This is a genomic window from Burkholderia sp. AU45388 (assembly GCF_030481585.1).
Classification (GTDB): domain Bacteria; phylum Pseudomonadota; class Gammaproteobacteria; order Burkholderiales; family Burkholderiaceae; genus Burkholderia; species Burkholderia sola.
Genome location: NZ_JAUJPV010000009.1, coordinates 129,529 through 141,539 on the forward strand (window position 1 = coordinate 129,529; position 12,011 = coordinate 141,539).

A 12,011-nucleotide genomic window follows, 5' to 3' on the forward strand; every position below is an offset into this window, starting at 1 on the left:
GTTACCACTCCCCTGCACCACCATCGCGCCGCCGGCGCCGAATAAAACGAAACGGCGCGGAGAACTTCCCGCGCCGTTCGCATGAACAACGAATTATCGCTTACTCGACTTCGACCGTCTCTTCGTTCGGCTTGTGCGGCGGATTCGCCAGCTTGTCGAACGACAACTGCACCTTGTCGCTTTCGTCGACGTCGACCGTCACGTGGCCGCCGTTCAGCAGCTTGCCGAACAGCAGCTCGTCGGCCAGCGCACGGCGGATCGTGTCCTGGATCAGCCGCTGCATCGGGCGCGCGCCCATCAGCGGGTCGAAGCCGTGCTTCGCGAGATGCTTGCGCAACGCGTCGGTGAAGAGCGCGTCGACCTTCTTCTCGTGCAGCTGTTCCTCGAGCTGGATCAGGAACTTGTCGACCACGCGCATGATGATTTCCTCATCGAGCGAGCGGAAGCTGATGATCGCATCCAGCCGATTGCGGAACTCCGGCGTGAACAGGCGCTTGATGTCGGTCATCTCGTCGCCGGTTTCGCGGCGCGTCGTGAAGCCGATCGTCGCCTTTTGCATCGACTCGGCGCCCGCGTTCGTCGTCATGATGATGATGACGTTGCGGAAGTCCGCCTTGCGGCCGTTGTTGTCCGTCAGCGTGCCGTGGTCCATCACCTGAAGCAGCACGTTGAAGATGTCCGGATGCGCCTTCTCGATTTCGTCGAGCAGCAGCACGCAATGCGGCTTCTTCGTGACGGCTTCGGTCAACAGGCCACCCTGGTCGAACCCGACGTAGCCCGGCGGCGCGCCGATCAGCCGGCTCACCGCGTGACGCTCCATGTATTCCGACATGTCGAAGCGGATCAGCTCGATGCCGAGCGTGAACGCGAGCTGGCGCGCCACTTCGGTCTTGCCGACGCCCGTCGGGCCGGAGAACAGGAACGCACCGATCGGCTTGTCCATCTTGCCGAGGCCCGCGCGCGCCATCTTGATCGAGGCCGCGAGCGCGTCGATCGCCGGATCCTGGCCGAACACGACGCTCTTGAGGTCTCGGTCCAGCGTCTGCAGCTTGCTGCGATCGTCCTGCGACACGCTTTGCGCCGGCACGCGCGCGATCTTCGAGATGATTTCCTCGATCTCGCCCTTGCCGATCGTCTTCTTCTGCTTCGACTTCGGCAGGATGCGCTGCGCGGCGCCCGCCTCGTCGATCACGTCGATCGCCTTGTCCGGCAGGTGGCGGTCGGTGATGAAGCGCGCCGACAACTCGGCCGCGGCCGACAGCGCACCCGACGAATACTTCACGCCGTGGTGCTCCTCGAAGCGCGACTTCAGCCCGCGCAGGATCGCGACCGTCTGCTCGACGCTCGGCTCCGTCACGTCGACCTTCTGGAAGCGCCGCGACAACGCCGCGTCCTTCTCGAAGATGCCGCGATATTCGGTGAACGTGGTCGCGCCGATGCACTTGAGCGTGCCCGACGACAACGCCGGCTTCAGCAGGTTCGACGCGTCGAGCGTGCCGCCGGACGCGGCGCCCGCGCCGATCAGCGTATGGATTTCGTCGATGAACAGGATCGCGTGCGGGCGCTCCTTGAGCTCCTTCAGCACCGTCTTCAGACGTTGCTCGAAATCGCCGCGATACTTGGTGCCCGCCAGCAGCGCGCCCATGTCGAGCGAGTACACCTGCGCGTTCGCGAGGATGTCCGGCACCTCGCCGCGCGTGATGCGATACGCGAGCCCTTCGGCGATCGCGGTCTTGCCGACGCCGGCTTCGCCGACGAGCAGCGGATTGTTCTTGCGGCGACGGCACAGCACCTGCACGACGCGCTCGACCTCGGGCTCGCGACCGATCAACGGATCGATGCGGCCGTCCTTCGCCATCTGGTTCAGGTTCTGCGTGAACTGCGCGAGCGGGGTTTCCTTCTGCGCATTCGCGTCTTCGCTTTCCGCATTCGCGTCGGTCGACTTCGCGGCTTCGCCGCTGTTCGTCTTCGCGATGCCGTGCGAAATGAAGTTCACCACGTCGAGGCGCGTGACGCCCTGCTGCTGCAGGTAGTACACGGCGTGCGAATCCTTCTCGCCGAAGATCGCGACCAGCACGTTCGCGCCGGTCACTTCCTTCTTGCCGTTCGACGTCGACTGGACGTGCATGATCGCGCGCTGGATCACGCGCTGGAAACCGAGCGTCGGCTGGGTATCGACATCGTCGGTGCCCGGGACGGTAGGTGTGTTGTCGTGGATGAAATTGCGCAGGTTCTGACGCAGATCCTCGATGTTTGCCGCGCACGCGCGCAACACCTCGGCCGCCGTCGGATTATCCAGCAGGGCCAGCAGCAGATGCTCGACCGTAATGAACTCATGGCGCGCCTGGCGTGCTTCCATGAACGCCATGTGCAGGCTGACTTCCAATTCCTGGGCAATCATGCTTCCTCCATCACGCACTGCAGCGGATGCCCTGCCTGCCGCGCATGGGTAACGACTTGCTCAACCTTGGTCGACGCGATGTCCCGCGTATAGACCCCACATACCCCTCGCCCTTCGCGATGGACCTTCAGCATGATCTGCGTGGCCGTCTCGCGATCCTTCTTGAAATACTCCTGGACCACCATCACGACGAACTCCATCGGCGTGAAGTCGTCGTTCAGCAGCACCACCTTGTACATCGAAGGCGGCTTGAGCTTCTGCTGCTTGCGTTCCAGGACGGTACTGTCCTGCTTGTCCGGGATAATCGCCATACACCCATTCTAAACAACTCGGACAGGCCCGCAATCCTGCCATTACCCGACCGACCGGCCGGCGCCCTCCCCGGTATCCCGGAACACACGACCGCCTTCGCGCCATATGAAAGCCGGCTGCGGTGCCGGCTTTCACGCATGGCGCGGAACACGAACCGTCTGGGGGATTCGCACCGGAACGTCGTGTCCGCATCCAGTATCCCACAAGCCGGGACGACTCGAACGCGTGTCACTCGAGCCTGGTATATGAGCCGATTATGCGGCTTTTCAAGCCCGCGCGCTTGGCCGCATGTTGCGAAGCAAAGCCGGAAAAACCCTGAAAATGGGTTCTTTACAACGACCCTCTAAACGTCTAAAAATTCCACTTGACACTCCAATAAAGAGCGCCAACAATCAAGCTGGCACTTTTTTCAATTTGCCGACTGGCGAAACGAAAGAGGCCGAGGTGAGCTTGTGAGGGGGGAACGACCGGATTTTGGTCGTTTAGCTTTTCGAGCGTGCTCGTGGTAAGTAGCAGCGACTGTGTGACAGGGGAAGTAGGAAAATGGCAACTGGTATCGTTAAGTGGTTCAACGACGCGAAGGGCTTCGGTTTCATCACTCCCGACGAGGGCGGTGAGGATCTGTTTGCGCACTTCTCGGCTATCACCATGAATGGCTTCAAGACGCTGAAGGAAGGCCAGAAGGTGAGCTTTGACGTCGTTCAAGGACCGAAGGGCAAGCAAGCGTCGAACATCCAGGCCGCATAAGGCATCGGATATCGGACGAAGAAACCCGGCGCACGGCGCCGGGTTTCTTTTTTTGAGGCCGGCCCATCGATAATCGATTGGCCGGCCTTTTCGTTCAATCCCGATAACTGAACACGCATTGTCTCGTCACGCATGCAGGTCGGATATCGAATCTGCACGTGAAACACATTCGCCGCTTCGTTACACGACCTTCAGCGTGCCCATCATGCCGAGATCCTCGTGTTCGAGAATGTGGCAGTGAAACATGCGCTCGCCGGGCATGTCTTGCGTGACCAGGATCGACACCGTTTCGCCGCTGCGCACGTTCACCGTATCCCGCCATGCGCGGAAAGGTTCGCTCGTGCGTGACCCACCCGACGCCCGCTCGATCACCTGGAACTGCGTGCCGTGCACGTGGAACGGGTGATCCATGTCCGTCGTATTGCGGATCTCCCAGCGCTCGACGTCGCCGCGGCGGCTCGTCAGGGTCGCGCGGTGCGGCGCGTAAGTGTCGCCGTTGATCGTGAAGCGCATGCCCGCCGGGCGGCCGTGCGCGCCGCCCTTCATCATCGCGTCCATGTCCATTTCCTCGCCGAACGCGACCGTCTTGTGCGCGACCGGTTCGCCCAGCGGCGGCACCGCGCGCAGCGTGGCAGGCAGCGCGCGGGCCTCGGCGGGCGCGAATGCCACATCGGCCAGCGCCAGCGCCGGATCGGGCGGCAGGCTGCCGTGGCCGTCGTCGTGCGACATCGCCATCTTGCGACGGTCGTACTCGGCTGCCTGCAGCACCGCGTGTGACGCACGGTCGCCGGCGCGCACCAGCAGTTCCGCGCGCTCGCCCGGCGCAATCAGCAGCGACGTCACGCGCCGCGGCGTGTCGAACAAGCCGCCGTCGGTGCCTGCATGCTCGAACACGCGACCGTCGTCGAACGCGATGCGCAGATAGCGTGCGCTGCACGCGTTCCACACCCGCCAGCGCTCGTCGCCGGCGATGTCGATACGCGGCCGGCGCGCGCCGTTGACGAGCACGAATTGACCTTCCCGACCGTTCATCCAGTCCATCATGTCGTTCGGCGCGATCGTGCCGTCGCGGGCAAGCTTCAGGTCCGACACGAACAGGTGGCGCTCGGGCCAGCCGGCAAGCGGATCGTCCGCGGCGCGCACGACGAACGGGCCGGCCAGCCCGCGGAACACCTGCTCGGCCGTCATCATGTGCGGATGCGGGTGGTACCAGTACGTGCCGGCGCTCCCCTTCGGCAGCGTGAAGCGATACACGCGCGACGCGCCGGGCGCGACCGGATCCGACGGGTTGCCGTCCTGGTCGGGCGGTACGGGCAGGCCGTGCCAGTGGATCGTCGACGGCTGCGGCAGCTTGTTCACGAACCGGATCTCGACCGTATCGCCCTCGCGCACGTCGATCAGCGGGCCGACGACCGGGCCTTGCGTGCCCGCGCCGAACTGCCAGAACGTCGTCGGCCGCGCGCCGCGCAGCAGCGGTCGCGCCACCGGTTGAGCGACCAGCGTCGCCCGGAACGTGCCGGGCTCGCGGCTTTCGTTCGCCAGCGTGCGCAACGTGGCGAGCGGCGCGCCGGCCGGCAGCGCGTCCGCGGCCGCGAGCGCGGCCGGCGCGGGCTTGCCGTGCTGCGCGTGCGCCGACATCCCCGACATGCTCGGCATGTCGTCCATCGAATCCATGCCGGCCATGCCGGCATGACCGGCATGCTGCGCCCACGCAGTGCGCGCGAACAGCGACGCGCTCGCGACGCCGATGGCGCGCGACAGGAAGGTTCTCCGTCTCATCAATCGATCCTCGTTATTCATGCAGTGCGCGCGACAGGCGCGGCGGTCGCGTCATCATAACCGCAGGGCCGGATCGAAAAACGCCATCGCCAAGCGGGCGGCGATACGCCGCAGCAAGCACGGCTACCGCGCCGGATACGGCGCCACGACGGCGATCGTCGCCCGGCGCTTCGGCGGCCACGGCCCCTCGGCTGCCGCCCCTTTCGCGCCTTCCGCTCGCGCACCGCGCTCGCCCCGCCGCATCGACGATCCGGAAATTCGCCGATTTTTCACGATGCGGAACAAGTCACTGCTTTATAAAAATTCGTGGTGCAGGGCACCAATTTCCCGTTTCGCGATGCCGAAAAACGTTCCGCCATACAAAACGATGAAAATAACTCATTGTTTTTAGTGGTTATTTTTTGTTTTGAGAAGCCGTTCTACATGCACCATCCGACCGGGTCGCGGACGTAGACTTTGTTCCATGCACTGACGCTTCGCCGCGACGCTCGATACGGAATCCGGCGCAAGCAATCAGTCGGGCCACAGCCGGCCAAGCCGGCAGGCGGCACAACAGAATCGCTGGTAATCAGAAAGGGAGAACGGAAATGAAGGGATTTCGCTTTGGTTCAGCGCTCGGGTCGTTCTACATCCTGCCGACAAACGGCGGCTGGGAAGCGACGTTCGGCAACGCTTCGCTCGGCGCGTTCTCGTGCCCGGAAGTCGCGGCCGATCGCATCTCCCGCGGCGACTGCGCGCAGCCTTCCGAACTGGACACGGCCACGCTCGAAGTGCCGGACGAAATCGCCGAATGGGAAATCGTTCACGTCTGAATGGCACATCTGCAACGACAAACGCCCCGGGCGACCGGGGCGTTTTTCTTGTGTGCCGGGCGGCGAATGGTTCGCTCCGCCGCGCCGGCCCGTGCACGGGCTCGCGCGATCGCGCGGCCGGCGTCAGGCGACCGCGTCGACGATGCCGTTCAGCGTCGCGCTCGGGCGCATCGCCTGGCTCGTCAGGTCGACGTTCGGACGGTAGTAGCCGCCGATCGCCTGCGGCTTGCCTTGCGCGGCCGCCAGTTCTTCCAGGATGCGCGCTTCGTTCTCGGACAGCGCCTTCGCCACGCCTTCGAACTGCGCCTTCAGCGCGGCGTCCTCGGTCTGCTCGGCGAGCGCCTGCGCCCAGTACAGGCACAGGTAGAAGTGGCTGCCGCGGTTGTCGAGGCCGCCGACCTTGCGCGCCGGCGACTTGTTCTCGTCCAGGAACTTGCCGGTCGCCTGGTCGAGCGTCTTCGCGAGCACGAGCGCCTTCGGGTTCTGGTACGCGTTGCCCAGATGTTCGAGCGACGCGGCCAGTGCGAGGAATTCGCCGAGCGAATCCCAGCGCAGGAAGCCTTCCTCGACGAACTGCTGCACGTGCTTCGGCGCGGAGCCGCCCGCACCCGTTTCGAACATCCCGCCGCCGGCCATCAGCGGCACGATCGACAGCATCTTCGCGCTGGTGCCCAGTTCCATGATCGGGAACAGGTCGGTCAGGTAGTCGCGCAGCACGTTGCCCGTGACCGAGATCGTGTCCTTGCCCGCGCGGATGCGCTCGAGCGAGAAGCGGGTCGCATCTTGCGGCGTCATGATGCGGATGTCGAGGCCGTTCGTGTCGTGATCCTTCAGGTAGCGCTCGACCTTCGCGATGATCTGCGCATCGTGCGCGCGCGCCGGATCGAGCCAGAACACGGCCGGCGCGCCGGTCGCGCGGGCGCGGTTGACCGCGAGCTTGACCCAGTCCTGCACCGGTGCGTCCTTCGTCTGGCACATGCGCCAGATGTCGCCTGCCTCGACCGCGTGCTCGAGCAGCACGTTGCCGGCTTCGTCGGTGACGCGCACGACGCCGTCCGCCGGAATCTGGAACGTCTTGTCATGCGAACCGTATTCCTCGGCCGCCTGCGCCATCAGGCCGACGTTCGGCACGCTGCCCATCGTGACCGGATCGAACGCGCCGTGCTGCTTGCAGTCCTCGATCACGGCCTGGTACACGCCCGCGTAGCAGCGGTCCGGAATCACGGCCTTCGCGTCGTACAGCTGGCCGTCCGGGCCCCACATGCCGCCCGAATCGCGGATCATCGCCGGCATCGATGCGTCGACGATCACGTCGCTCGGCACGTGCAGGTTCGTGATGCCCTTGTCCGAGTTGACCATCGCGAGACGCGGGCGCACCGCGTACTCGGCCTTGACGTCGGCTTCGATCGCTTCACGCGTGTCGGCCGGCAGATCCTTCAGGCGCGCGTACAGGTCGCCGATCCCGTTGTTCGGGTTGAAGCCGACCTTCGCCAGCACGTCCGCGTGCTTCGCGAGCGCGTCGCGATAGAACACCGACACGAAGTGACCGAACAGGATCGGGTCCGAGACCTTCATCATGGTCGCCTTCAGGTGCACCGAGAACAGCACGTCCTGCGCCTTCGCGTCGGCGATCTGCGCCTCGATGAAGCTGCGCAGCGCGTTGCGGCTCATCACCGACGCGTCGATCACTTCACCGGCCTTCACGGCCGTCTTTTCCTTCAGCACCTTCTTCGCGCCGTCGGTGGTCGTCAGTTCGATCTTCACGCTGCCGGCATCGGCGATCAGCGCCGACTTCTCGCTGCCGTAGAAGTCGCCTTCGGTCATGTGCGCGACGTGCGCCTTCGACGTGGCCTTCCACGCGCCCATCTTGTGCGGATGCTTGCGTGCGTAGTTCTTGACCGACAGCGGCGCGCGGCGGTCGGAGTTGCCTTCGCGCAGCACCGGGTTCACCGCGCTGCCCTTGATCTTGTCGTAGCGCGCCTTGACGGCCTTCTCTTCGTCCGTCGACGGATCTTCCGGATAGGCCGGCAGCGCGTAGCCCTGCGCCTGCAGTTCGGCGATCGCGGCCTTCAGCTGCGGCACCGATGCGCTGATGTTCGGCAGCTTGATGATGTTCGCTTCCGGCTTCAGCGTGAGCTGGCCCAGCTCGGCCAGATCGTCGGAACCCTTCTGCTCCGACGGCAGGACGTCTGCGAATGCCGCGATGATGCGGCCGGCGAGCGAGATGTCGCGCGTTTCGACGGCGACGCCGGACGAACGCGTGAAGGCCTTGACGATCGGCAGCAGCGAATAGGTCGCGAGCGCCGGCGCTTCGTCGGTGAGGGTGTAGATGATCTTGGGCGAAGTGGACATGGTGGTCAAAGCATTGCTACGTGATGATGGGACTGAGGAGCGCCGGCGGTAACCGGCGGGGAGCGACCGGGTCGATCGCGAAAGGGGTGCGCCGGCTCAGCCGGGCGGTGGTGTTGCGAGGGCCGTCATGTTCTACCTTGCAGGGCATGCGGCCGCCTCGCGGCGCCGCGGCCCGCATGCCGGGCCACCCTGCCAACAAACCTGCCATCCATGAAACGCTCCGGCGCCGGCAGTCAGCGCCGGGGCGGCCGGCAACCTGCCGGCCCACCCCGGAAGGGGTCTTACATGTTCTCGATCAGCACTTCGCCGAAGCCGGAGCACGACACCTGCGTCGCACCTTCCATCAGCCGCGCGAAATCGTACGTGACGCGCTTCTGCAGGATCGACTTCTCCATCGCGGCGATGATCGTGTCGGCTGCTTCCGTCCAGCCGAGGTGGCGCAGCATCATTTCCGCCGACAGGATCTCGGAACCCGGGTTCACGTAATCCTTGCCCGCGTACTTCGGCGCCGTGCCGTGCGTCGCCTCGAACATCGCGACCGAATCCGACAGGTTCGCGCCCGGCGCGATCCCGATGCCGCCGACCTGCGCGGCCAGCGCGTCGGAGATGTAGTCGCCGTTCAGGTTCAGCGTCGCGATCACGTCGTATTCGGCCGGGCGCAGCAGGATCTGCTGCAGGAAAGCATCGGCGATCGAATCCTTGATCACGATCTCGTTGCCCGTCTTCGGGTTCTTCACGCGCATCCACGGGCCGCCGTCGATCAGCTCGCCGCCGAATTCCTTCTGCGCGAGCGCGTAGCCGGCGTCACGGAACAGGCCTTCCGTGAACTTCATGATGTTGCCCTTGTGCACCAGCGTGACCGACTTGCGATCGTTGTCGATCGCATACTGGATCGCCTTGCGCACGAGGCGCTCGGTGCCTTCGGTCGACACGGGCTTCACGCCGATCCCCGAGGTTTCCGGGAAGCGGATCTTCTTCACGCCCATCTCGTCCTGCAGGAACTTGATCACCTTCTTCGCCTGCTCGGAGCCCGCGGCCCATTCGATGCCCGCGTAGATGTCTTCCGAGTTCTCGCGGAAGATCACCATGTCGATCTTCTGCGGCTCGCGCACCGGCGACGGCACGCCCTTGAAGTACTGGACCGGGCGCAGGCACACGTAGAGATCAAGCTCCTGACGCAGCGCGACGTTCAGCGAACGGATGCCGCCGCCGACCGGGGTCGTGAGCGGCCCCTTGATCGACACCACGTATTCCTTCAGCACCTGCAGCGTTTCGTCCGGCAGCCACACGTCCGGACCGTACACCTTGGTCGCCTTCTCGCCCGCGAAGATCTCCATCCAGTGGATCTTGCGCTGGCCCTTGTACGCATGCGCGACCGCCGCGTCGACGACCTTGATCATGACCGGCGTGATATCGAAGCCCGTACCGTCGCCTTCGATATAGGGAATGATCGGCTGATCGGAAACGTTGAGCGAGAAGTCCTTGTTGACGGTGATCTTGTCACCGCCCTCCGGAACCTTGATGTGCTGATACGGCATGATCGACTCCAGTGACGTGGCTGAGCAGGTGATGCTGGTCGAAGCTGCGCGCGCGGCGGGGCGCGGCATGGCCACCCCGTGACGACAACAGCGAGCCGCTATTCTAGCGCCCCAACCGGGCACTTCGGCGCGAACCGCGGCACTGCGTATCAAGACCTCACTTATGTCTTATATAAGACAGAGGACTTGCCGTTCCGTATTATGCATTAAGATTCCGCCATTTGCCATAGACCGCCCGCCCCGCTTCGTGCGGGGCGCCGGCGGGCGCCCCGCCATGAACCTGATCGCCCTCAACAAGCCGTTCGGCACGATTTGCCAGTTTTCCGCGCACGAGACGCGGCCGTCGCTCGGCGACTGGGTAAAAACGCCCGGCGTGTACGCGGCCGGCCGGCTCGACGCGGACAGCGAGGGGCTGCTGCTGCTCACCGACGACGGCGCGCTGCAGGCCCGCATCGCGGAGCCGCGCCACAAGCTGGTGAAGCGCTACTGGGCGCAGGTCGACGGCGCGCCGGGGCCGGCCGACCTGAAGGCGCTCGCACGCGGCGTCGACCTCGGCGACTACGTGACGCGCCCGTGCCGCGCCGAATTCATCGAGCCGCCCGACACGCTGTGGCCGCGCAATCCGCCGATCCGCTACCGCGCCGCGATCCCGACCACGTGGATCGAGCTGGCGATCACCGAGGGCAAGAACCGGCAGGTACGCCGGATGACGGCGGCCGTCGGCTTCCCGACGTTGCGTCTGGTGCGCGTGGGCATCGGCGCGCTCGACATATTCGCGCTCGGCATTGCACCGGGCGAAACGATCGCGCTGCCGCCGCGCGCGCCGTGGGACGGTTTCGCGCCGGCCGGATGACGCATCCGGGACACGCGAATTTTTCGTCATCTTTTTCGTCAACCGGCCGTGAAGATCGCGCGTTAAACCACGCAGATGCCAACCTTAGCTATCCGGCATTGGCAGCCGAACCCGTGTTTGCGTCACGAAAGCGACGTTTTATTCGAATACGATTCGGCGCCCGCAGCGCAAAGAGAAATTTCTCGAAGCGTCTGTCAACCGAAAGGTGGATGGCACCGTTAGACGACATGACTCCTATTGCCGGGTCATTTGGTTAATTAACTAAAGCTGAGGAACACAACATGAACAAACTGATCGCCGCTCTGGTCGCTGGCCTCTTCGCAACGGCTGCTTTCGCACAAGCTTCGGCTCCGGAAGCTGCTCCGGCAGCAGCAGAAGCTGCTTCGGCACCGGCCAAGCACGCTGCCAAGAAGCACCACGCTGCCAAGAAGCACCACAAGGCATCGAAGAAGGCTGCAGCAAGCGACGCAGCAGCACCGGCAGCTGCTTCGAACTAAGCAAGCTGGCTGTAATAACGCAGTCAAGAACACGCAGTCCTGCCGTTCTTACGGCGTTGAAAGGCAGATCACCGCAAGGCGATCTGCCTTTTTCTTTTTTGTGCCCGCCGGCGCGCATCGCGTACCATGCGGGTCTCGTTTTCCAGACAGGAGCCATGCCGTGTCATTCTCCCTGCGCTCGTCGCTCGGCCGCCTTGCGCGCGCCGCCGTGTTTCCCGCCGCCCTCGCCGTCCTCGCGCTCGGCATGCAGGCCGCCAGCGCGCAAGTGCCGCCCGGCGCCAAGCAGCCGAGCGAGTTCCCGCGCGTGAAGCTGCGCGCCGGCATGTACGTGATCGACGCGGCCGTCGCCGCGAACGACGCCGACCGCGAACAGGGGCTGATGTACCGTTCGCAGCTCGCGCCGAACGAAGGCATGCTGTTCGTCTTCAACGAGAACGCCGTGCACTGCTTCTGGATGAAGAACACGCTGATTCCGCTGTCGATCGCGTTCATCCGCGCGGACGGCACGATCACCGACATCGACGAGATGCGCGCGGAGACGACCGACAACCACTGCCCGCGCAACAACGGCGTCTATGCGCTCGAAATGAGCAAGGGCTGGTTCGCCGCGAAGGGCATCAAGCCCGGCATGAAGCTCGACGGCCTGCCGCGGGCCCAGTAACCGGTAACCGCGGCGGCCCGCGCGGCGCGCATCGTGCCGCGCCCCGCGCACCGACCGAA

The 12,011-nt window shown here is 64.7% G+C and carries 10 protein-coding genes; 5 read left to right on the forward strand and 5 right to left on the reverse strand.

The features are described 5' to 3' along the window. Window positions 1-100 precede the first annotated feature (100 nt). The gene (clpA, locus tag QZM72_RS17215) at window positions 101-2,401 is read right to left on the reverse strand and encodes an ATP-dependent Clp protease ATP-binding subunit ClpA (RefSeq protein WP_069620437.1); all 2,301 of its coding nucleotides are present in this window, start codon (window positions 2,399-2,401) and stop codon (window positions 101-103) included. Further along, window positions 2,398-2,712: an ATP-dependent Clp protease adapter ClpS gene (gene clpS, locus QZM72_RS17220; protein WP_006398529.1), complete on the reverse strand. Its 315-nt coding sequence runs from the start codon at window positions 2,710-2,712 to the stop codon at window positions 2,398-2,400. The genes clpA and clpS overlap by 4 nt, the downstream gene beginning before the upstream one ends. Before the next feature lie 544 nt (window positions 2,713-3,256). Here clpS and QZM72_RS17225 point away from each other — a divergent pair. Continuing rightward, on the forward strand, window positions 3,257-3,460 hold the full coding sequence (locus QZM72_RS17225) for a cold-shock protein (RefSeq protein ID WP_006478030.1): 204 nt from the start codon (window positions 3,257-3,259) through the stop codon (window positions 3,458-3,460). A 180-nt stretch (window positions 3,461-3,640) separates the two neighbouring features. Here the strand turns inward: QZM72_RS17225 and QZM72_RS17230 are convergent, their stop codons facing one another. Then, window positions 3,641-5,239, reverse strand: a complete 1,599-nt coding sequence (locus QZM72_RS17230) for a multicopper oxidase family protein (RefSeq protein WP_301738718.1) — start codon at window positions 5,237-5,239, stop codon at window positions 3,641-3,643. Between the two features lie 587 nt (window positions 5,240-5,826). Between QZM72_RS17230 and QZM72_RS17235 the strand changes: the two genes are divergently transcribed. Next, window positions 5,827-6,051: a hypothetical protein gene (locus QZM72_RS17235; protein ID WP_089468251.1), complete on the forward strand. Its 225-nt coding sequence runs from the start codon at window positions 5,827-5,829 to the stop codon at window positions 6,049-6,051. A gap of 123 nt (window positions 6,052-6,174) precedes the next feature. Here QZM72_RS17235 and QZM72_RS17240 read toward each other — a convergent pair whose 3' ends face one another. After that, the gene (locus tag QZM72_RS17240) at window positions 6,175-8,403 is read right to left on the reverse strand and encodes an NADP-dependent isocitrate dehydrogenase (protein ID WP_301738719.1); all 2,229 of its coding nucleotides are present in this window, start codon (window positions 8,401-8,403) and stop codon (window positions 6,175-6,177) included. A gap of 281 nt (window positions 8,404-8,684) precedes the next feature. After that, complete coding sequence (icd, locus tag QZM72_RS17245) at window positions 8,685-9,941, reverse strand: NADP-dependent isocitrate dehydrogenase (RefSeq protein ID WP_039368210.1); 1,257 nt, start codon at window positions 9,939-9,941, stop codon at window positions 8,685-8,687. Window positions 9,942-10,215: 274 nt separating this feature from the next. On the opposite strand from icd, the gene QZM72_RS17250 reads away from it, so the two are divergent. From QZM72_RS17250 to QZM72_RS17260, 3 genes are all read left to right on the forward strand, one after another. Next, on the forward strand, window positions 10,216-10,794 hold the full coding sequence (locus tag QZM72_RS17250; RefSeq protein WP_006490892.1) for a pseudouridine synthase: 579 nt from the start codon (window positions 10,216-10,218) through the stop codon (window positions 10,792-10,794). A 281-nt stretch (window positions 10,795-11,075) separates the two neighbouring features. Next, on the forward strand, window positions 11,076-11,291 hold the full coding sequence (locus QZM72_RS17255) for a hypothetical protein (protein WP_011352970.1): 216 nt from the start codon (window positions 11,076-11,078) through the stop codon (window positions 11,289-11,291). A gap of 160 nt (window positions 11,292-11,451) precedes the next feature. Beyond that, entirely contained in the window at window positions 11,452-11,952 is a 501-nt protein-coding gene (locus QZM72_RS17260; protein WP_089468253.1) for a DUF192 domain-containing protein, read from the forward strand. The last annotated feature ends 59 nt before the right edge of the window (window positions 11,953-12,011 follow it).